20 protein-coding genes and 1 riboswitch are annotated in these 22,358 nt (G+C 39.0%); of the genes, 15 read left to right on the top strand and 5 right to left on the bottom strand.

Annotation, left to right across the window (positions count from 1 at the left end; translation table 11 throughout):
- Positions 1-9: 9 nt before the first annotated feature.
- A complete protein-coding gene (locus ABZ559_RS07300; protein WP_367005727.1) occupies positions 10-1,527 on the bottom strand; it encodes an ABC transporter permease in 1,518 nt (505 codons plus the stop codon).
- Between the two features lie 366 nt (positions 1,528-1,893).
- Here ABZ559_RS07300 and guaC point away from each other — a divergent pair, with 366 nt between their 5' ends.
- From guaC to ABZ559_RS07285, 3 genes are all read left to right on the top strand, one after another.
- Positions 1,894-2,877 (top strand): GMP reductase, encoded by a 984-nt coding sequence (gene guaC / locus ABZ559_RS07295; protein ID WP_018375574.1) that lies wholly within the window; start codon positions 1,894-1,896, stop codon positions 2,875-2,877.
- Positions 2,878-2,910: 33 nt separating this feature from the next.
- Positions 2,911-3,006, top strand: a riboswitch (purine riboswitch).
- An 86-nt stretch (positions 3,007-3,092) separates the two neighbouring features.
- Positions 3,093-3,674: a xanthine phosphoribosyltransferase gene (locus tag ABZ559_RS07290; protein ID WP_277291291.1), complete on the top strand. Its 582-nt coding sequence runs from the start codon at positions 3,093-3,095 to the stop codon at positions 3,672-3,674.
- On the top strand, positions 3,667-4,956 hold the full coding sequence (locus ABZ559_RS07285) for a nucleobase:cation symporter-2 family protein (protein WP_273403049.1): 1,290 nt from the start codon (positions 3,667-3,669) through the stop codon (positions 4,954-4,956). Before ABZ559_RS07290 ends, ABZ559_RS07285 begins: the two co-directional genes overlap by 8 nt.
- A gap of 41 nt (positions 4,957-4,997) precedes the next feature.
- Here ABZ559_RS07285 and ABZ559_RS07280 read toward each other — a convergent pair whose 3' ends face one another.
- The 4 genes from ABZ559_RS07280 to ABZ559_RS07265 all read right to left on the bottom strand — a co-directional run bounded on the left by ABZ559_RS07280 (position 4,998) and on the right by ABZ559_RS07265 (position 8,378).
- Positions 4,998-6,236, bottom strand: a complete 1,239-nt coding sequence (locus tag ABZ559_RS07280) for an NAD(P)H-dependent oxidoreductase (RefSeq protein ID WP_367005725.1) — start codon at positions 6,234-6,236, stop codon at positions 4,998-5,000.
- A gap of 15 nt (positions 6,237-6,251) precedes the next feature.
- Complete coding sequence (locus ABZ559_RS07275) at positions 6,252-6,857, bottom strand: NADPH-dependent FMN reductase (RefSeq protein WP_321056821.1); 606 nt, start codon at positions 6,855-6,857, stop codon at positions 6,252-6,254.
- Positions 6,858-6,869: 12 nt separating this feature from the next.
- Positions 6,870-7,808 carry an FAD:protein FMN transferase gene (locus tag ABZ559_RS07270; RefSeq protein WP_367005724.1) on the bottom strand — a complete coding sequence of 313 codons (939 nt, stop codon included), beginning with the start codon at positions 7,806-7,808 and terminating at the stop codon, positions 6,870-6,872.
- 384 nt (positions 7,809-8,192) lie between these two features.
- Positions 8,193-8,378 (bottom strand): 4-oxalocrotonate tautomerase, encoded by a 186-nt coding sequence (locus ABZ559_RS07265; RefSeq protein ID WP_018375568.1) that lies wholly within the window; start codon positions 8,376-8,378, stop codon positions 8,193-8,195.
- Positions 8,379-8,673: 295 nt separating this feature from the next.
- Between ABZ559_RS07265 and ABZ559_RS07260 the strand changes: the two genes are divergently transcribed.
- The 12 genes from ABZ559_RS07260 to nox all read left to right on the top strand — a co-directional run bounded on the left by ABZ559_RS07260 (position 8,674) and on the right by nox (position 22,097).
- A complete protein-coding gene (locus ABZ559_RS07260) occupies positions 8,674-9,264 on the top strand; it encodes a thymidine kinase (RefSeq protein ID WP_321056838.1) in 591 nt (196 codons plus the stop codon).
- Between the two features lie 20 nt (positions 9,265-9,284).
- Positions 9,285-9,755: a GNAT family N-acetyltransferase gene (locus ABZ559_RS07255; RefSeq protein ID WP_367005722.1), complete on the top strand. Its 471-nt coding sequence runs from the start codon at positions 9,285-9,287 to the stop codon at positions 9,753-9,755.
- 15 nt (positions 9,756-9,770) lie between these two features.
- A complete protein-coding gene (gene prfA / locus ABZ559_RS07250) occupies positions 9,771-10,850 on the top strand; it encodes a peptide chain release factor 1 (protein WP_018375565.1) in 1,080 nt (359 codons plus the stop codon).
- The gene (gene prmC, locus ABZ559_RS07245; protein WP_277291079.1) at positions 10,850-11,680 is read left to right on the top strand and encodes a peptide chain release factor N(5)-glutamine methyltransferase; all 831 of its coding nucleotides are present in this window, start codon (positions 10,850-10,852) and stop codon (positions 11,678-11,680) included. The genes prfA and prmC overlap by 1 nt, the downstream gene beginning before the upstream one ends.
- Entirely contained in the window at positions 11,673-12,266 is a 594-nt protein-coding gene (locus tag ABZ559_RS07240; protein WP_367005721.1) for an L-threonylcarbamoyladenylate synthase, read from the top strand. Before prmC ends, ABZ559_RS07240 begins: the two co-directional genes overlap by 8 nt.
- A gap of 67 nt (positions 12,267-12,333) precedes the next feature.
- Positions 12,334-13,584: a serine hydroxymethyltransferase gene (gene glyA / locus ABZ559_RS07235; RefSeq protein ID WP_367005719.1), complete on the top strand. Its 1,251-nt coding sequence runs from the start codon at positions 12,334-12,336 to the stop codon at positions 13,582-13,584.
- A gap of 55 nt (positions 13,585-13,639) precedes the next feature.
- Positions 13,640-14,617, top strand: coding sequence for a nucleoid-associated protein (locus ABZ559_RS07230; protein ID WP_277291076.1), 978 nt, complete (start codon positions 13,640-13,642; stop codon positions 14,615-14,617).
- Positions 14,617-15,219 carry a lysozyme family protein gene (locus tag ABZ559_RS07225; protein ID WP_367005716.1) on the top strand — a complete coding sequence of 201 codons (603 nt, stop codon included), beginning with the start codon at positions 14,617-14,619 and terminating at the stop codon, positions 15,217-15,219. Before ABZ559_RS07230 ends, ABZ559_RS07225 begins: the two co-directional genes overlap by 1 nt.
- A 30-nt stretch (positions 15,220-15,249) precedes the next feature.
- Complete coding sequence (locus ABZ559_RS07220) at positions 15,250-16,977, top strand: ABC transporter ATP-binding protein (RefSeq protein WP_367005715.1); 1,728 nt, start codon at positions 15,250-15,252, stop codon at positions 16,975-16,977.
- Complete coding sequence (locus tag ABZ559_RS07215) at positions 16,977-18,710, top strand: ABC transporter ATP-binding protein (protein WP_367005714.1); 1,734 nt, start codon at positions 16,977-16,979, stop codon at positions 18,708-18,710. The genes ABZ559_RS07220 and ABZ559_RS07215 overlap by 1 nt, the downstream gene beginning before the upstream one ends.
- Before the next feature lie 249 nt (positions 18,711-18,959).
- Positions 18,960-20,390, top strand: a complete 1,431-nt coding sequence (locus ABZ559_RS07210; RefSeq protein ID WP_018375557.1) for an NADP-dependent glyceraldehyde-3-phosphate dehydrogenase — start codon at positions 18,960-18,962, stop codon at positions 20,388-20,390.
- A 336-nt stretch (positions 20,391-20,726) separates the two neighbouring features.
- Complete coding sequence (nox, locus tag ABZ559_RS07205) at positions 20,727-22,097, top strand: H2O-forming NADH oxidase (RefSeq protein WP_367005713.1); 1,371 nt, start codon at positions 20,727-20,729, stop codon at positions 22,095-22,097.
- Positions 22,098-22,358: the final 261 nt, after the last annotated feature.

Raw genomic sequence — 22,358 nt, 5'->3', positions numbered from 1 at the left:
TGTCCTTTCTTAATTTGAAGATAAGATATCTTTTGGTTTCATACGGACAATACCGATACTTGCCAATACAGTTGAAATAAAGGAGATGAGAAGAGCGATACCGCCAAGTTTAATCATATCTTCAGCAGTCATTTTGATATCTAAATTATTGATATCTTCTGTGGCTGAAACCATGGCCATCATATTTCCCATTCTGCCACGTCCCGTCATCTTACCAGTGTTAGTAGTGCTTGAGGAATTTGAATTTGATGCTGTATCTTGATCAGGGGCTCCCTTACCAGGTCCTGCAATTTGACTGCTGGTTTGTTCGGTTGATGAAGTCAAGAGTTGATTTCCCAGCGCATTGCCGACTAAATTTCCTGCAAAAGAAGCTATGACAAGAGAAACTAGAGTCACCAAGAAGAGTTCTGTGAAAAACTGACCAATAATTTTGAGGCGATTTTCACCCAAACTCATCAAAACACCGATTTCATAGCGACGTTCACGAATACTTAAGATAATAATAAGTGTTAAAATGACCGCTCCAGCAAGAGCAACTAAAATCACGATATTTTGGGCAATGGATGAGATGTTATTCAGCGGAGAAAGCATTTGTTTGTAGATTTCATTGCTCGAAATAACAGAATAGGTATCAGTGTCAATTTCAGATTCAACATCTTTGACAAAACTATCTAGTTTTTCTGGATTTGAAAGAGTATAAGTTGCAGAATCTAGGACATCACTCTGTCCCTTCATCGTATTAGCGGTTTCTATATTGGTGTAAATATTATTTTGAGGGTTTGAAGCATTAGACATCATCTGTGCTGTTGTTGCTGTAGATGAATTTGAATAAATCCCCACAACTGTCAGTTTATAATTTGTATCTGTGTTATTAACTGTAGCTGTGACAGTAAAAGTATCACCGACAGCTAAAACATTGGCCTTGGCTAGATCTTCTGAAATCACTGCTTGATTGCTTTTAGTATCTGCAGTGATCCCAACTCCATCAGTGATTTTAGAAATACTAGTAGTAAAATCGTTAGCATAATTTGTACTATTGACACCAGTGATAGTAAAATCGCCACTAGCCATTTTCATATCTCTACCACCTGGAGGAGTTGCACTGGCATCAGAAGAACTTGAACTATCACTACTGTCAGATGAGGATGAACTCGTTGAGATGGCTTCAATGCCATCTCCAGAAGTAGCTGTTGTTGTAGAGAGGTAGAGATAAGAGGCAATGCCATCTTTTTTGGCGATGCTATCTGCAGTCTTTAAATTAACTGATGTAACGGCATTGGTGGAACTTGAACTATCCGAGGACTGATTGTCTGGATTAAAAGCCTTCATCAGACTTTCGCGATTTACAGATAAGGTGACCGTTGCCCCAGCCTTACTTTTGGCTGATTCAATAGCTGAATCAGCTGCATTCTTGATGGTTAGCCCAGCTAAAACAAAAATAAGAATGGCACTGGTTACCAAGATTAGAAGTGCTGTTCGTCCTTTCTTTGCTTTTGTCACAAGCCAAGTTCGCTTCAAAAAATTCATTGTGTAAACTCCTTTGCAAAATGTGATGTCTAGACTTTACCTAAAATCCCTTAAGCAAAGCTGAAAGAAAACTTTAAAAAAAGCTTAAATAATCTTTTTTATACTTAAAACACCCTAAAAACACGAACATTAGAAATAATGGATAGAAAAATATTTGACAAAAAACGAAAACTTTTTTAAAATAAAGATGGAAAGATAAGGAATTATCTAGCGATGCTTTGTGTTAGGCAAAGTTATAGGAAGGTCATACTTTAGATGAAGTTGCCATGAAGAGCATGCAAGTTCAGTCTGTCTTGACTGGATGGAGAATGTCTATTTGTACGCCTTTCTTTTTGCTCTGCTCTTGTGGCTGAAGAGGATTTTATAATGTTCAACGATATGCCTGTTTTTGATTATGAAGACATTCAGCTAATTCCAAATAAATGTATCATCAATAGTCGCTCAGAGGCTGATACAAGTGTTGTTCTTGGAAAATATCGCTTTAAATTACCAGTTATTCCTGCTAACATGCAGACGATTATCGATGAAGAGATTGCTGAGCAATTAGCGAAAGCAGGATATTTTTATATTATGCATCGTTTTGATGAGGTTTCGCGAAAGCCATTTATCAAAAAAATGCACACTCAGGGTTTGATTGCTTCAATTTCAGTCGGAGTTAAAGATTATGAATATGATTTTGTGGCTAGCCTAAAAGATGATGCACCAGAATTTATTACTATCGACATTGCACATGGTCATGCAGATAGTGTGATTAAGATGATTAAGCACATCAAGAAAGAATTACCAGAAACATTTGTCATCGCTGGGAATGTAGGCACACCTGAGGCAGTTCGTGAGTTGGAAAACGCTGGTGCCGATGCAACAAAAGTCGGTATCGGTCCTGGTAAAGTCTGCATCACCAAGGTTAAAACCGGTTTCGGGACAGGCGGCTGGCAGTTGGCTGCACTTCGTTGGTGTGCTAAAGCTGCTCGTAAACCGATTATTGCAGATGGTGGCATTCGTACACATGGTGATATTGCCAAGTCTATTCGGTTCGGGGCAACAATGGTGATGATTGGATCGCTCTTTGCTGGACATTTGGAAAGTCCCGGAAAATTGGTTGAAGTTGATGGCGAGCAGTTTAAGGAATACTATGGATCAGCATCTGAGTATCAGAAAGGTGAACACAAGAATGTAGAAGGTAAGAAAATTCTCTTACCAGTCAAGGGTCACTTGCAAGATACCTTAACTGAGATGGAACAAGATTTACAAAGTTCTATTTCATATGCTGGCGGTCGTGATGTGGAGAGCTTGAGACGTGTTGATTATGTTATTGTGAAAAATTCCATTTGGAACGGGGACTCTATCTGATATCATCTTGAAAACAATTTATAAAATGATACAATAGAATTAATTTAATAGGCTTATTTATGCTGTGAATTGGCACAGCGTTTCTACAAGACACCGTAATGTCTAACAATAAGCTTCTTTTCCAAACGAGTAATCATTACCTACTAGGAAGAGAAGTATCGTTATGAGGTGTTTACAATAGTGACACCTTTTTCATTTATCATAAAGGAGAATCCATGAAGTTATTGGAAGACCGTATTTTAAAAGACGGCAATGTATTAGGAGAAAATATCTTGAAAGTTGATAGCTTTCTAACTCACCAAGTTGATTATGAGTTGATGCAAGAAATTGGAAAAGTCTTTGCAGAAGCATACAAAAATGCAGGAATTACCAAAGTTGTTACCATCGAGGCATCTGGTATAGCTCCTGCGATTTATGTAGCTCAAGCATTAGACGTTCCAATGATTTTTGCCAAAAAACACAAAAATATCACCATGACTGAGGGGATTTTAACAGCAGAAGTTTATTCTTTCACTAAGCAAGTAACCAGTACTGTCTCTATCGCAAGTAAATTTTTGTCTGAAAATGACACCGTCCTTGTTGTTGATGATTTTTTGGCAAATGGGCAAGCTGCCAAAGGACTTTTGGAGATTATCAGTCAAGCTGGTGCTAAAGTTGCTGGAATCGGTATTGTTATTGAAAAATCTTTTCAAAATGGTCGCAAATTGTTAGAAGATGCTGGTGTAGCAGTAACATCGCTGGCACGTATCGAAGCATTCGAAGAAGGAAAAGTTAAATTTATGGAGGCAGATGCTTAAAATGACAGAAAAAGAACATTCACATTCACAATCCGCAATCTTAGGATTACAGCACGTTTTATCTATGTACGCTGGCTCAATCCTTGTTCCCATTATGATTGCAGGTGCATTAGGATATAGTTCTAAACAGTTAACCTATTTAATTGCAACAGATATTTTCATGTGTGGAGTGGCAACTTTTCTGCAATTGAAAGTTACTAAACACACAGGAATTGGTTTACCGGTTGTTTTAGGTTGTGCCTTTCAGTCAGTCGCACCACTCTCAATCATTGGAGCCAAACAAGGCTCTGGCGCTATGTTTGGGGCTTTAATTGCTTCAGGGATTTATGTCATTTTAGTAGCTGGTGTTTTCTCAAAAATCGCTCGTTTCTTCCCGCCTATTGTCACCGGATCTGTCATTACGGTCATCGGACTTAGCTTGGTGTCTGTGGCGATGGGAAATATGGGGAATAATGCAGAAGCACCAACAGCTCAAAGTATGATGTTATCACTTTTGACTATCTTGATTATTCTTCTAATACAGAAATTTACCAAGGGCTTTATCAAATCTATTTCTATCCTCATTGGTCTTGTCGGTGGTACCATTATCGCTGCCTTTATGGGATTGGTAGATCCAAGCCCAGTAGCAGAAGCAGCTTGGGTTCATGTTCCTACACCTTTCTATTTTGGGACTCCGAAATTTGAGCTAACTTCGATTTTGATGATGTGCATCATTGCAACGGTTTCAATGGTAGAATCTACAGGAGTTTATTTGGCCTTGTCTGATTTGACCAATGAACAGTTGGATGAAAAACGCCTTTGCAACGGTTATCGTTCAGAAGGGATTGCCGTTTTACTTGGTGGACTCTTCAACACATTTCCATATACAGGTTTCTCACAAAATGTTGGTCTGGTTCAGATTTCTGGAATTAAAACTCGTCGCCCAATTTACTACGCAGCCGGTATTTTAGTAGTAATTGGCTTGCTTCCCAAATTTGGTGCCCTTGCTCAGATGATTCCAAGTCCAGTTTTGGGTGGAGCTATGCTTGTACTCTTTGGAATGGTTGCCCTACAGGGAATGCAAATGTTGAATCGTGTTGACTTTAAAAATAATGAATACAACTTTATCATTGCTGCGGTGTCCATCTCTGCAGGACTTGGCTTTAACGGTACAAACCTCTTTGCCAGTCTTCCGACGACAGCACAGATGTTCTTAACTAATGGTATTGTCATTGCAACTCTGACATCGGTTATTCTAAACTTGATTTTTAACAGTCGTCGTTCTACTGAAAACGAGAACTAAGAAAAAGCTATGAAAGGTAAAAACTTTCATAGCTTTTTCTATCAATGTGACGATGCACCAGAATCAGCATCTGTCGCAGCAGCTTCTCCGCCACCATGACCGCCGCTACTTGATGCGCCAGAGGTTGCATCTGCGTGAGCATGAGTAGAAGGTCCAGCAAAACCACCAACAAGGCGTTGACCGGTTGTTTGCAAGTACCAATCCAACCAAGGTTTGAAGTTGAAGACGATTTCGTTGATACCAGCATAAGAACCATCATCGTAATACATAGCTTGGTAGTTGTGGGTGTTGAGCACGGCTGGGTTGGGATTTGGAATGAGCGTGCGCACATACTCTTGGTCGCCATTGCGTAGGGTTCCGATAACCCATTCAACATTCTTCATGCGAGCAGGTGGTAATGTATTGTGAACCGTTGATAGGCGGTTACCAGATTGCTCTGGAACGCGTTTGGCAAACATGGTATCAGGATCTTGGTGAGCATTATTGTAGTAGAGAAATTGATTGTTGTCATCAGCATAAGTCAATTCAAATGGCATAGACTTGAGGAACATGTTGATTTGATCAACTGTAAGGATACCATGGTCGAGTTTGACGTAAGTATTACCCGAAACAGCACCAGTGATTTCTGCAACTTTATTTATCCAGTCAGGATCATCAGGGTCAACTTCTGTGACAGTTGTAGCGATTGGATGATTACAATCTAAATCTTCAGGTTCAATTAGTTTTGGTTTTTTCAAGGTTGAGACAACCCCCACATATTTCACAAAATTATCCAAACATTGTTCAAGGAATTTCACAGTGCCATTGTTGATAATATTTCCAGCTTCATCAAAGGCTTCTTTGGCTTTGCCTAGCAAGAATTCGTTACCTGGAAGCGCGTAGGCATTAACACCGGGAGCTTCAAGGATTTTACGCAAATGCACTTGGGCACGCGATGTCCCTTGGTCGTAGTAGGAAGCGCCCACAATCATAACAGGTTTGCTATCAAAAGGGTGCACATCGTAAGAAAGCCATTCAAGGACGCTCTTCAGGGCAGCTGTAATAGTGTGATTGTGTTCAGGTGTTGCAATGACAACGCCGTCTGCACGTGTGATTTTATTGTAAAGCAAGCGCAATTGGAAACTCTCTTTCCAATTCTTATCTTGATTGAACATTGGCACATCGTCAATTTCCAAAACTTCAAGTTCAAATTTCGTTTTAAACTGTCTGCGAATGTACTGCAATAACATGCGGTTATATGATTGATCAGCATTTGAGCCAACAAGTCCAACAAATTTCATTAGTTTCCCTCCAAATTATGATAAGCTTTCCCAGTCAAAGTTTTCAGCTTCTTTGTGTAGCAATTCTTGCGCATTTGACAATTTTCCGGTGATTTTAACAAAAAGGCGGAAATCATCAAAAATCGCTTCCAATTTTTGAATAGTGTCAAGATCGACCAGATTACCTTGCCTATCAAAGGCTTGCAAAGAATGTGACAGCAGAAATTCATCAGGTAAAACATTTGCCTTAATTTCTGGAGCATTTAAGATTTGACGGAGTTGTAATTGTGCACGCGAAGAACCAAGGGTTCCATAAGACGCACCTGTAATCATGACAGGTTTGTTAAGTAGAGGAAAAATACCGTATGAAAGCCAAGCTAAAGCATTCATCAATACAGCAGGAATAGAGTGATCATACTCTGGTGTGCCGATGATAACACCGTCTGCTGCATTAATTTTATCAGCGATTTCTAAAGCTAACTCAGGGATTTTTTTGTCAGCAGGTTTGTTGAATACAGGTAAATCCTTAATTTCAACGAGTTCAATGTCAGCCTTGTCCGCAAAATGCGTTTGCATGTATTGCAAAAGCTGGCGGTTGGTCGATTTTGTTGAATTCGTCCCAACAATAGCGATAAGTTTCATATCGGTTCCTCCTTAGGAATATAATAATTGAAAATCTTGTTTTAAACCATCTGTGACTGCTATGCGGTTATCTTGTGTAATCACGATTCCTTCAATATCTGGTGTTTTCTGGATAGTAGCAAGGGATTCCAAGAGCGGAAGCCCGAATAAACGTGTAGTCCAAATTTCACAATCCACAGATTTGTCCGCGACAATAGTCAGACTAGCCATTTCCGTTTCAATCGGATAGCCGGTCCTGCGATCAAAAATATGATGGTAATCTTTGTCACCAACCTTGAGATGGCGTTCGTAAATCCCGGAGGTCACGACCGATTTATTCTTGACACGTAGAATACCGAGATTGTTCCCTCGTTTTTTTTGAGGATGCTGTATACCAACCAACCACTCGCCACTCTCACGCTTCGGGTTAACCCCGTAGACAAGTACATTTCCACCTAGGTTAATCATAGCAGAGATGATTTGTTTGTTTTTGAGATAAGTCATGATTTTGTCAGCAATATATCCTTTAGCCAGAGCACCAAGATCGATTTTCATCCCCTTTTCTGTCAAAAAAATAGATTGCTGTGCTTCATCTAAGAGAATATTTTGAGGATTAGTCAATGCAACAGCAGCCTGAATAGTCATATCATCTGGTACCCTAGCATCATCAAACCCAATGCGCCAGCTTTGCACCAAAGGACCAATAGCAATGTTGAGATTGGAGGGGTGCTGTAAACTATGGAATTTACCTACACTGATGAGTTCAAATAAATCAGGGTGGACTTTAACAGGAGATATCCCAGCCATTTGATTGACTCGCACAAGTTCAGAATCCTCGTCGTTGGCACTAAAACGATTTTTATAGACTTCCAACAAATAGCAGGCTTCTTTCATTATTTCTTTTGCATTTTCAGCTTCAATCATCAAGTCAATCCTCGTACCCATCATATCTAGGCTGTGTCTTTCTTGCAAGTGATTACCTCCATGTATTTCTGTCACCATGATAATACTTTGAATACCTAAAATCAAGTTAAATAAAGAATGTATAAGTACTCCATCCAAAACAGGCTAGTCAGCACCAATGCAGTTAGAATTGAAACTCATCAAGTCAGCAACATTTGAATTTGAGTATAAGTCTTTTTTAAGGAATTTTCTCTATACTATGAACAATCCTAATAAACTTTCTTTATATAATCTCCTTTCAAAACATCTGAACGTATTCGGATGTTTTTTTTGCCTACAATGATATGACAAATATCTCCTATCCAACGGATTAGTAAAATAAATTTTCTTTGAGTTTTACTAAAAAACACCCCCAAACAGATTTTAACAGACTGTTTGAGATGTTCTGAAGGATTAATTTTTCTTTTTCATTTCGCCATGTGGGTAGTAGGTGCCTTCTGGCATATCATTGATAAAGACATGAATCGCGTCTTTTGGGGCTTTGGCAATGCGCGAAACAACCTCGGTGACTTCGCGGGCTAATTCAATTTTCTGTTCTTCAGTACGGCCTTCAAAAAGGTCTATTTTTACAAATGGCATAAGTTTGACTCCTTTGTTTTGATACACTTATTATATCATAAAATATAACATTCTATCTTGAACTATGAAACGCAAGATGTTATTTTCTTCATCGTTTTCTAAAAGAAAAAAGTCTAATATTTTTTGAAAGCATCTAAATACTAATTTTGGACTAATTTTGGAAAAGGTTGGAGGATAATTTCTTCAAATTTTTATGCTGTATTTATTTGTGGTAACAAATCTAAAAATACTTACTGAAAAATCACTCAATTTATGATAAAATAGTGAAATACTGATAGAAGGTGGAGATGTTCTTTTGGCTCAATTATATTATAAATATGGCACCATGAACTCTGGCAAGACTATTGAAATTCTCAAAGTCGCTCATAATTATGAAGAACAAGGCAAGCCCGTTGTGATTATGACTTCTGCACTTGACACACGCGATGGCTATGGAATTGTTTCTAGCCGAATCGGTATGCGTCGAGAGGCAGTTGCTATCACAGATAACATGGATATCTTCAATTTCATCAAAAATTTACCAGAAAAACCATACTGTGTCTTGATTGATGAAAGTCAATTTTTATCGAAAGAAAATGTCTATGATTTAGCGCGTGTCGTTGATGATCTAGATATTCCGGTCATGGCTTTTGGTCTTAAAAATGATTTTCAAAACCACCTCTTTGAAGGGTCGCGAGAACTTTTGCTTCTGGCTGATAAAATCGAAGAGATAAAAACCATCTGCCAATTTTGTTCTAAAAAAGCAACCATGGTACTTCGAACAGAAAATGGAAAACCAGTTTACGAAGGCAATCAGATTCAAATTGGCGGCAACGAGACCTATATCCCAGTCTGTCGCAAGCATTATTTCCAACCTTTGATAGATGGTGTTGGAAAAGCATACTGATAGTCGAAACGGAGGTAGGGGTGACTATTAAATTAAAAGATATTACACTCGAAAATTATTGGGAACTTCTATCGCTTTGCGTTTCCAAAGAACAAGAAAATTTCATTGCCTCAAACGCTGTTAGTCTAGCAGAAGCCTATGTGTATGAGAAGAATGGTGATAGTGTTATGCCATATGCTATCTATGATGGTACTGATTTAATAGGCTTTGTCATGCTGGCTTATGATGAAAATATTGGGATTAGTAAGGGAAATTATCTCCTATTTCGCTTAATGATAGACCAAAATTTTCAGGGGAAAGGCTATTTTCGCTTAATTATGGATGCTGTTTTAAACAACCTAAAATCTACTGGGTTGTCTAATCTCCTTTGGGTTTCTTATGAACCAGAAAATAAGCATGCAAGATGTTGCTATCTCAATTATGGTTTTGTTGAAACTGGTGACTTACATGAGGGAGAACTAGTCGCAATTTATGACTTAAATAAAAAATGAGATGAAAGGACTTAAATGAATATTTACGATCAATTACAGGCGGTCGAGGATCGCTATGAAGAATTAGGAGAACTCCTTAGCGACCCCGATGTGGTTTCAGATACTAAGCGTTTTATGGAACTTTCGAAAGAAGAGGCTAACACTCGTGATACAGTTACGACTTATCGGGAGTACAAACAAGTCATTCAAAATATTGCCGATGCCGAAGAAATGATAAAAGAAGCTGGCGGTGACACTGATTTAGAAGAAATGGCTAAAGAAGAACTCAAAGAAGCTAAGGTTGCCAAAGAAAACTATGAAGAACAACTGAAAATTCTTCTTTTGCCTAAAGATCCTAATGATGATAAAAATATTATCTTGGAAATTCGTGGAGCTGCTGGAGGCGATGAAGCCGCACTCTTTGCTGGTGATTTGTTGCAAATGTATCAAAAATTTGCAGAAAGTCAGGGCTGGCGCTTCGAAGTTATGGAAGCCTCATATAATGGTGTTGGCGGTATCAAGGAAGTTGTCGCTATGGTTTCTGGTCAATCGGTTTATTCTAAGCTAAAATACGAATCCGGAGCTCATCGAGTCCAACGTGTCCCAGTGACTGAAAGTCAAGGTCGTGTCCACACTTCAACAGCAACCGTCTTAGTTATGCCTGAAGTGGAAGAAGTGGAATATGATATTGATCCCAAGGACTTGCGTATCGATATCTACCATGCCTCAGGAGCTGGTGGACAGAATGTCAACAAGGTGGCAACAGCCGTCCGTATTGTCCACTTGCCAACCAATATCAAGGTTGAAATGCAGGAGGAGCGTACCCAGCAAAAAAATCGTGACAAGGCCATGAAAATTATTCGTGCCCGTGTTGCAGACCACTTTGCTCAAATCGCCCAAGATGAACAAGATGCAGAACGTAAATCCACCATCGGAACAGGGGATCGTTCCGAACGAATCCGTACTTACAACTTTCCGCAAAATCGTGTGACAGATCACCGTATCGGACTGACTCTACAAAAACTAGATACTATTTTATCAGGTAAATTGGATGAAGTCGTTGATGCACTTGTCCTTTACGATCAAACAAAGAAACTGGAAGAGTTGAATAAGTAATGAACTATGCACAGCTTTTTAGTGCTTATCAGGAAGAATTAGAGCTAGTGGGAGAAGACGCAGAAAATTTAACCTATGTCTTTCGTGAGATGAAAAATTGGTCTCTTTTGGATTTTATTCTTCATCAGAATCAAGAGATTAGTAAGGAAGACGAAAAACTTGCTATCAAAATCTTTCGAGAACTGAAGGCTCACAGATCTCCCCAGTATATTACCGGAAAAGCTTATTTTCGTGATTTGACTCTAGCGGTTGATGAGCGCGTCCTTATCCCACGACCTGAAACGGAAGAGTTGGTTGACTTGATTTTGTCGGAAAATGGCGAAGCACCTATTTCACTATTGGATATTGGAACGGGAAGTGGAGTAATAGCTATCTCATTAAAGAAGGAAAGACCTAAATGGTGCATCACTGCTAGTGATATTTCACCTCAGGCGATAGATTTGGCTAGAGAAAATGCTGCTTTTCATACTGTTGATATTCAATTTATCCAGTCTGATGTTTTTAGTCAAATTCCAGATACTTTTGATGTCATTGTTTCAAATCCACCCTATATCTCATATCGTGACAAAGACGAAGTAGGGCAGAATGTTCTAGCTTCTGAGCCACATTTGGCACTTTTTGCCAATGAAAATGGTTTTGCTATCTATCGAAAAATTATAGAACAAGCAAGAGAACATCTCACTCCTAAAGGTAAGCTTTATTTTGAAATTGGTTACAAACAGGGGGAGGGATTACTACATTTGCTAACCCAGTATTTCCCAGAAAAGAGATATCGGGTCATAAAGGACAGCTTTGGAAAAGATAGAATGGTCGTGATGGATAATGTGTGACTTAGAGAAAATTTTAGAAACTGGTGGTGCAGTCATTTTACCGACAGAGACTGTCTATGGCTTATTTGCCAGGGCTTTGGATGAACAAGCAGTGGAGCATGTTTATGCCCTCAAAAGACGACCACGAGACAAAGCAATGAACCTCAATGTCGGGGATTTCGAGACTATTTTGACCTACTCCAAGGATCAGCCACCGTACCTCAAAAAATTGTATGATCAGTATTTACCTGGACCTTTAACCATCATATTGAAGGCTAATGATTCTGTGCCAGCTTGGATCAATTCTGGCTTATCAACAATTGGTTTTCGATTACCTAACCATCCAAAGACTTTGGAGCTGATTAAGAAAACAGGACCACTTATAGGTCCGTCAGCCAATATTTCTGGACAGGAAAGTGGCAAAGTTTTTTTACAAATTCAGCAGCAATTTTCTGAAATGGTCAGCGGATTTGAAGATGATAACGCTTTGACTGGGCTTGATTCAACCATTTTGGATTTGTCCGGTGAGAAGGCACGTATCTTACGTCAGGGGTCTATTACAAAAGAAGAATTGACTCGTACACTTCCTGAACTTATTTTTGAGTAACTTTTTGCTTTGATTGTAGTGATTTATAAGCTACAGTCCTTGATAATATATTTTATGGAGTTTTGATATGATTTTTGACAAAGAAAATTACCAAGCATTTGACCAAGAACTTTGGGACGCAGTACATGCCGAAGAAGTGCGACAACAGAACAACATTGAATTGATTGCTTCAGAAAATATTGTTTCCAAAGCTGTTATGGCTGCACAGGGAACTTTATTAACCAATAAATACGCTGAAGGTTATCCTGGCAAACGCTACTATGGCGGGACTGACTGTGTTGATATCGTTGAAAATCTCGCTATTGAGCGTGCTAAAGAACTCTTTGGTGCTAAATATGCTAATGTGCAGCCACACTCTGGTTCACAAGCTAATGCAGCTGCTTACATGGCTTTGATTGAACCAGGTGATACCGTTCTTGGAATGGACTTGGCAGCTGGTGGTCATTTGACACACGGAGCTCCCGTGAGTTTCTCTGGTAAAACTTATCATTTTGTGTCTTATCCAGTCAATAAAGAAACAGAAGAACTAGACTATGATGCAATTGCAGAGTTAGCTAGAGAAGTCAAGCCAAAATTAATTGTAGCTGGAGCTTCGGCTTACTCACGCATTATTGATTTCCCGCGTTTCCGTCAAATTGCTGATGAAGTGGGTGCTTACCTAATGGTTGATATGGCTCACATTGCAGGTCTTGTTGCTGGAGGACAGCATCCTAGTCCTGTTCCGTATGCGGATATCACCACCACAACAACTCACAAAACGTTGCGTGGACCTCGTGGTGGCTTAATTTTGACAAACGATGAGACCTTGGCGAAGAAGATTAATTCTGCTGTTTTTCCTGGTCTTCAAGGCGGCCCCTTAATGCACGTTATTGCCGCAAAAGCTGTCGCTCTGAAAGAAGCGCTAGATCCTGAGTTCAAAACATATGCCAAACATGTAATTGCTAACACATCAGCCATGGCAGAAGTTTTCAATCAACACCCAGATTTCCGTGTAATTTCAGGTGGCACAGATACGCATGTTTTCCTTGTGGATGTGACTAAAGTTGTCGAAAATGGTAAATTAGCACAAAATATCCTTGAAAAAGTTAATATCACACTTAATAAAAATTCTATCCCTTACGAAACATTATCGCCATTCAAAACATCTGGTATCCGTATCGGTGGCGCAGCTATTACAAGTCGTGGTATTGGTGTCAAAGAATCCAAGAAAATTGCTGAACTCATGATTAAAACCCTTGAAAACTACCAAGATGAGAGTGTTTTGGCTGAAGTCCGCCAGGAAGTAAAAGCTATTACTGACGCTCATCCCCTTTATTAAGAAATGAGATCAGATTTGGTTACCTAACCAAGTCTGAATCCTTTTATTGAAGAGTATGATTGATTTATATTTAAAACGTATTATTATTCACCAATTTAGTCCTAACGACACTGAATTAATTTTAGCAGATAATCTGCTGACACTAACACCTAGGATTGACGAGTATTTCCGGAAAAAACTAGCTAAAGTTTTTTCAGACGAAGCTAAACGTGGTCAATTTGATTCGGATAATGTCTTTTTATCATATCTGAGTGATGATTTGATGGAGACTTCGGTAAAAATTGCCCAGCTTTGGAAGGAAGAATTTGTCATTGCTGAAGATCCAAAAACCAACGATTTGATTTTTATTCAGTTTGACAAAGATGGTGTGGAATATTTTGCCTTCCTCCGTGTAGTCTTAAAAGAAAATTTTGCCCACTTTTCTGGCGATAGTCAGAGTCCGATCAAGGTCACTCAGAATAATCTACCTTCTGCGGCGCAAACCCCTGATGAAGCTTTGCTTATTAACCGACAAACAGGTCAATACTATTTGATTGAAAAGCGGATTAAGCATAATGGCAGTTTTGCTAATTATTTTTCAGAAAACTTACTTCAGGTTAAACCTGAGCAATCTGTTAAGAAATCCATTAAAATGGTTGAGCAGGCTGCACAAAAAATCGCTGAAAATTTCAATAAAGATGACTTTGCTTTCCAATCCAAAATGAAATCAGCTATCTACAAGAATTTGGAAGAGGAGCAGGAGTTATCACCTGAAAAATTAGCAGACCAACTTTTTGATGATAACCTAACCGCTCGCTTAACTTTTGTTGACCAGCTCAAAGAAAATATTCCGGAGCCTATAAAAGTAGCAGACATTGACCATTCTCGCCAAACTAAAAAGTTGGAAAATCAGAAATTGTCGCTATCAAACGGCATTCAACTGATTGTTCCAAATAGCGTCTATGAAGATGCTGATTCGGTAGAATTCATTCAAAACCAAGATGGAACTTATTCCATTTTGATAAAAAATATAGAGGACATTCAAAATAAATAATGTTTAAAGTTTTGAGACGAATTATTTCTCTTCTTTTGTTAGTTTTTATTGGCTATCAAACTTATGTCATCCATGAAAATGTTCACACTGTACTTCAATATAAAAGCATGGTAGAAGAAGTTTTAGATAATAATGACACCCAAGCAAATGTTGAGTTGGTACTAGCTATGATTTACACAGAAACTAAAGGTGGGGAGGTAGATGTCATGCAGTCTAGCGAAAGCTCTGATGGTGTCGCCAATTCTATCACTGATAGTCAAACAAGTATTAAGCAAGGGGTAACCTTGTTATCCAAGAATCTGGCTTTAGCCGACAAGACAAAAGTTGATGTATGGACGGCAGTGCAAGCCTACAATTTTGGGACTGCCTATATTGATTATGTTGCTAAAAATGGCGGGACAAACACCATTGAACTAGCAAAAGCCTATTCTCGTGATGTTGTTGCTCCAAGTTTAGGAAACACGACTGGTGAGACTTATTTTTATCGCCATCCCATTGCTCTTTTGTCTGGTGGAAAGCTCTATCGTAACGGTGGAAATATCTACTACTCACAAGAAGTACATTTTAATTTATTTTTGATTGAAATCATGAGCGCATTTTAAAGCGGTTATGATTTCTTAGAAAAGAGAATAATGAAAGATTTAAGTCGTTATTTTAAAGGGTACCTTAAGGAAACTATCTTAGGTCCCCTTTTCAAATTATTAGAGGCATCCTTTGAATTATTAGTGCCGATTATCATAGCTTTTATCGTTGATAAGACGATTCCAAGACAAGATAAGGGACATTTATACCTGATGCTCTTCCTTTTGGTTGTTTTAGCTTGTGTTGGTGTTGTGGTGGCTATTACGGCACAATATTTTTCAGCAAAATCAGCCGTAGGATATACACGTCAACTGACCAGAGATCTCTTTGCCAAGGTTATGTCACTAAGCAAGGAGGAGCGCGATAGCTTGACAACATCAAGCTTGGTAACTCGTTTAACCAGTGATACTTTCCAGATTCAAACAGGTATCAACCAATTCTTGCGTCTCTTTCTTAGAGCACCTATTATTGTTTTTGGGGCAATCATCATGGCTTATCTTATTAGTCCTAAAATTACACTTTGGTTTTTAGTGATGGTGGCTGTCCTTTTTACAATCGTAGCTATTACCTCACGCCTTTTAAATCCACTTTACGGAAAAATCCGACAAACAACTGATAAAGTTGTCAATCTAACTCGCCAGCAACTTGAGGGGGTTAGAGTTATTCGTGCTTTTGGTCAGGTTGAACGTGAAGAAGAAAACTTTTCAGCACTCAATCAAGACTATACTAATTTGCAGCTACAAGCAGGAAGATTATCAACATTGGTGACACCATTAACTTATTTAGTCGTCAATGTGACCTTGATCATCGTCATCTGGCAAGGAAATTTTCAAGTTCATCACAACCTGCTATCACAAGGAATGCTGATTGCATTGGTTAATTATCTGCTACAAATTTTAACAGAATTGCTCAAGCTGACCATGTTGATTACTTCGCTGAATCAGTCCTTCATCAGCGCTAAGCGGATAACCGAGGTTTTTGAGAAACCCTCTGAAAATTTGGAACAAGAGTTTATTGAAGAATCATCTGACAAAAATTTGTCATTAGTCGTTGATGATGTGCAATTTTCTTATCCTAATGCTGGCGAACCAGCTTTGAAGCATTTATCTTTTGAGTTGCAATCTGGACAGTTTTTAGGAATTATTGGAGGAACAGGTGCTGGTAAGTCCACTTTGGTGCAGCTTCTAACTCATCTCTACCAACCACAAGAAGGCAGCTTGGCTATTTTTCGAAATAAAAAAACACCAAAATCGTTACGGGATTGGCGTTCGTTGGTTCATGTAGTACCGCAAAAAGCAGAGCTTTTCCAAGGAACAATTCGCTCCAACCTAACTCTTGGGATTTCTCGTAATGTTTCAGACGAGGAACTTTGGAAAGCCTTGTCTATCGCGCAAGCTAGTGATTTTGTGAGCGAAAAAGAAGGTCAGTTGGATGCAGGAGTAGAAGCTTTTGGACGAAATTTCTCTGGTGGTCAGCGTCAACGTCTAACCATTGCTCGTGCCCTCGTAGAGCCTGCCCCTTTCTTGATTTTGGATGACTCAACCTCTGCTCTGGATTATCTAACAGAGGCTAAACTCCTCCAAGCCATTCATGACAAATTAGAAGGTGTCACTCTAATTTTAATTTCACAACGTACCAATAGTTTGAAAGCTGCGGACAAGATTTTACTTCTAAACAAGGGAGAGCAGTTAGGGTTTGCGTCGCATGAGGAACTTTTAGCAAGCAATTCTCTCTATCAAGCTATTCATTATTCCCAACATGAGAAAGGAGGCAGCTGATGAAAGCACGTCAACAATCAGATACTAGCAAACGTCTGATCAAAGACCTCCTATCACAAAAGAAAATCGTATTCTTATCCAGTCTAGGAACCATTGCACAAGTTAGCCTTACCGTTTACCTTCCTGTTTTAATCGGTAATGCGGTTGACGTTGTCCTGAAACCACAAGCAATCAGCCTTATTTTGCCAATTCTTGGACGAATGGCTTTGGTTATTGGGTTCAATACGTTGGTTCAATGGTTTAATCCTCTACTTTATAACCGCCTTGTCTTTGGACTGATTTCAGACTTGCGTCAAAAAGTTATGCTGAAGCTTAACCAACTTCCTATTTCTTATTTAGATAAGAAAAGTATTGGTGATTTGGTCAGTCGGGTTACAACTGATACTGAGCAGCTCAGCAACGGTCTACTTATGGTTTTCAATCAATTTTTTGTTGGATTATTAACCATCCTATTCACTGTTATCACAATGGCAGAGATTGATGGGGTCATGTTGATTCTTGTGTTGGTTCTAACACCGCTTTCCCTTTTAGTTGCCCGTTTTATCGCTAACAAAAGCTATCATCTCTATCAAAATCAGACCCGATCACGTGGGCAGCAGACGCAATACATTGAAGAAATGATTCGTCAAGAAAGCCTGTTGCAAAATTTTAACGCCCAATCACAAACTATTAAACAGTTTGAAACCATCAATAATACCTACGCTGACTACTCACAAGGGGCGATTTTCTACTCCTCAACGGTCAACCCATCAACACGCTTCATCAACAGTCTGATTTATGCACTTTTGGCTGGAGTTGGAGCTCTGCGCATTATGTCAGGTGCTTTCACAGTTGGTCAACTCACAACCTTCCTCAACTACGTTAACCAATATACCAAACCTTTTAATGACATTTCCTCAGTATTGTCGGAAATGCAGAGCGCCATTGCTTGTGCAGAGCGTCTTTATATGATTTTGGATGAAGAGGTTGTTGTTTTACAACCTAAAGCAGAGCTAGATGAAGACAAAATTTTGGGGAAAGTCACTTTTGAACATGTGGCATTTAGCTACGATAAGTCCCTACCACTGATTACAGACCTATCCCTAACCATTCCAGCAGCTTCTAAAATTGCCATCGTTGGGCCAACGGGTGCTGGTAAGTCAACTCTCATCAATCTCCTTATGCGTTTCTACGAAGTGGATAAGGGACAAATTTTGCTGGATGGTGTCCCGACAACTAATTATTCTGTTGAAGAGCTACGGCAACAAATTGGTATGGTTCTGCAAGAAACTTGGCTTAAAACAGGAACCATTCATGAAAACATTGCTTATGGCAATCCTGACGCAAGTAGAGAAGAAGTTATTGCTGCTGCCAAGGCTGCAAATGCTGATTTCTTTATTCGTCAGTTGCCCAATGGCTATGATACCTTCTTAGCCGATGCAGGCAGTTCTCTGTCGCAAGGCCAGCGTCAGCTATTGACCATCGCACGCATCTTTGTTAAAGTCCCTAAAATCCTGATTTTGGACGAAGCAACTTCCTCTATTGATACACGGACAGAAGTGCTTATTCAAGAGGCCTTTGAAAAATTGATGAAAGGCAGGACTAGTTTTATCATCGCCCATCGCCTCTCAACCATTCGTACTGCTGATTTGATTTTGGTCATGGATAAGGGAAATATCGTTGAACACGGTACACACGACCAACTCATGGCGCATAAAGGTATGTACTATAAGATGTTGATGGCACAAAATTGATATTGTTGATTTGATATAGAGTCTGAATTTAACACGAAAGAAGAAGTACAAGTAAATTGCATTTTATTCGGTTAAAATTAGTATTTACATGATTTAATAAAAAAATGAACAACTTTTTTATAATAAAGCATATTTAATAATTCAGTTCACAAAATATGTCATAATTTTCTGACTTTTTTCGTGTCAAATTATTGAAATAATTTTTAAATAGGATATAATAGAATTATCACTGTAAAAGGAGAATTAAAATTGACTAAACAATACAAAAATCTTGTCAATGGTGAGTGGAAGCTTTCAGCTGATGAAATTAAAATCTACGCACCTGCTACTGGTGAAGAATTAGGTTCTGTCCCAGCAATGAGTCCTGAAGAAGTTGATTATGTTTATGCTTCTGCAAAGGCTGCTCAGCCAGCTTGGCGTGCCCTATCTTACGCCGAACGTGCAGCTATTCTTCATAAAGCTGCTGATATTTTGGTGCGTGACGCTGAGAAGATTGGTGCAGTACTCTCTAAAGAAATTGCTAAAGGTTATAAGTCAGCCGTTAGTGAAGTTGTTCGTACAGCTGAAATCATCAATTATGCTGCTGAAGAAGGACTTCGCATGGAAGGTGAGGTTCTTGAAGGCGGAAGTTTTGAAGCTGCTAGCAAGAAAAAAATTGCGATTGTTCGTCGCGAACCAGTAGGTCTTGTACTTGCTATTTCACCATTCAACTATCCTATCAACCTCGCCGGTTCTAAAATTGCCCCTGCTCTCATCAGCGGTAATGTTGTAGCTCTTAAACCACCAACGCAAGGTTCAATTTCAGGCTTGCTTTTGGCAGAAGTCTTCGCTGAAGCCGGTGTTCCTGCTGGTGTGTTCAATACTATTACTGGACGTGGTTCTGTAATCGGGGACTACATTGTTGAACACAAAGCTGTGAACTACATCAATTTCACAGGTTCGACTCCAATTGGAGAAAATATCGGTCGTTTGGCTGGTATGCGTCCAATTATGCTAGAACTTGGTGGTAAAGATTCAGCAATTGTCCTGGAAGATGCTGACCTTGATTTGGCAGCCAAAAATATCGTTGCTGGCGCATTTGGTTACTCGGGCCAACGTTGTACAGCTGTTAAACGTGTCCTCGTCATGAATACTGTCGCTGACGAATTGGTAGCAAAAGTAACTGAGTTAACTAAAGCATTGACTGTTGGTATGCCAGAAGATGATGCAGATATCACTCCGTTGATTGATACTAAAGCTGCTGATTTTGTTGAAGGTCTTATCAAAGATGCGCTTGACAAAGGCGCTAAAGCAACAACTGATGTAAAACGCGAAGGAAATACAATCTATCCTGCAGTCTTTGATAATGTGACAACTGATATGGATTTGGCTTGGGAAGAACCATTCGGTCCAGTTTTACCATTTATTCGTGTCAACTCTGTTGAAGAAGCTATTGACTTGTCAAATCAATCTGAATATGGTTTGCAGGCTGCTGTCTTTACAAATAACTTCCCGTTGGCCTTCAAGATTGCTGAACAGCTTGAAGTAGGTACTGTTCATATCAATAATAAAACACAACGTGGTACAGATAACTTCCCATTCTTAGGTGCTAAGAAATCTGGTGCTGGTACACAAGGTGTGAAATATTCTATTGAAGCTATGACTACTGTTAAGTCAACAGTCTTTGACATTGCCAAATAAGATGAATTTAGAGGTGGACATATAGTACCATCTCTTTTTTGAGGCGTCATACATCATAATTCTCTTGATATGGCTGCCTGATTTATACTCTTCGGAAATATATCTAAACATTCCTCCCTCGTTGACTTAATTTGAGGAATTCTGCTTTTATCTTCATTGGTGTCACCTACTGATTTTAGCTAAGTATGAAAAGAAGTCAAAAAAATAGCGTAAGATTTACCTGAAAGGATATATGTATTTTTTGTGAAGTGATGAGCATATTTCTTGTAAGCGTTTTAGAGCTGTGGTATATTAGTAAGGTAAAACAAATATAATTCTGAAAAGAGGATTTTACTTATGTCTAAAATCGTTGTTATTGGTGCAAACCATGCTGGTACAGCCTGTATCAAAACTATGTTGACTAACTATGGAGATGCTAATGAAATTGTTGTTTTTGATCAAAATTCTAACATTTCATTTTTAGGTTGCGGTATGGCCCTTTGGATTGGTGAACAAATTTCTAGTGGAGACGGTCTTTTCTATTCAAATAAAGAAGAACTGGAAAAATTAGGCGCAAAGGTTTATATGAATTCACCTGTTTCAACAATTGATTACGAAACAAAGACGGTGACGGCACTTGTTGATGGTAAAGAACATGTTGAGACTTATGATAAATTGATTTTTGCAACAGGTTCACAACCAGTTTTGCCGCCAATTAAAGGGGCAGCTATCAAAGAAGGCTCACTTGAATTTGAAGCAACCTTAAAAAATCTTCAATTTGTTAAACTTTACCAAAATGCTGCTGATGTTATCGAAAAATTAAAAGATGAAGATATCAAACGTGTCGCAGTCGTTGGTGCGGGTTATATCGGCGTTGAACTAGCAGAAGCATTCCAACGCAAGGGCAAAGAAGTTGTCCTTATTGACGTGGCGGATACTTGTCTAGCTGGTTACTATGACCGTGACTTGACAGATAAGATGTCTAAAAATTTGGAAGATCATGGCATCAAGCTAGCCTTTGGTGAAACTGTTAAAGAAGTTGCTGGCACAGATAAGGTTGAAAAAATTATCACTGATAAGAATGAATACGACGTTGATATGGTCATTCTTGCTGTCGGCTTCCGACCTAATACAGCATTTGCAGGTGAAGGTATTGAACGCTTCCGCAATGGTGCTTTCTTAGTTAACAAACATCAAGAAACCTCTATCCCTGGTGTTTATGCTATTGGTGATTGTGCTACAATTTATGATAATGCAACCAGAGACACAAATTACATCGCCCTAGCGTCCAATGCGGTACGTACGGGTATCGTTGCAGCACATAATGCATGTGGAACAGAACTTGAGGGGATTGGTGTCCAAGGTTCAAATGGTATTTCTATATATGGCTTAAACATGGTTTCGACTGGTCTGACACTGGAAAAAGCTAGACGTCTTGGATTTGATGCTGCCGTTACGGAATATACAGATAATCAAAAACCAGAATTTATGGAACACGGTAATTTCCCTGTAACCATCAAGATTGTCTATGATAAGGACTCACGTCGTATCTTGGGTGCTCAACTAGCTTCTACTGAGGATATTTCAATGGGGATCCACATGTTCTCTCTTGCCATTCAAGAAGGGGTTACAATTGAAAAACTAGCTCTGACAGATATTTTCTTCCTGCCACATTTTAATAAACCATATAACTATATCACTATGGCAGCGCTTGGTGCAAAGGATTAATACTCTTTGCGAATCAAACCATCACATTATTGAGTCACTTCTCTGTATAGCAGCAAGTCTCTGGTCTGATTTTGATAATGACATTCTAAAAACGGCTTTAAAAGCCGTTTTTAGTTGTGATAAGATTATTTTGGCTCATTGTCAACTGTAGTGGGGTGACAGTGGGCCTAAAAATAGCCCCCAAAAGTTAGACAGAAAAAGTAACTTCTTGGGGGCAGCATATGTCTTCGTGACGTTTTTTATCACTGTGAAAATTACAGA

Origin of the sequence: Streptococcus sp. ZY19097 (assembly GCF_040731245.1) — a bacterium.
In the GTDB taxonomy this organism is placed as follows: Bacteria; Bacillota; Bacilli; order Lactobacillales; family Streptococcaceae; genus Streptococcus; species Streptococcus orisratti.
Note: the sequence above shows the minus strand (reverse complement) of the source record. Positions and strands in the feature narration are given on the sequence as shown.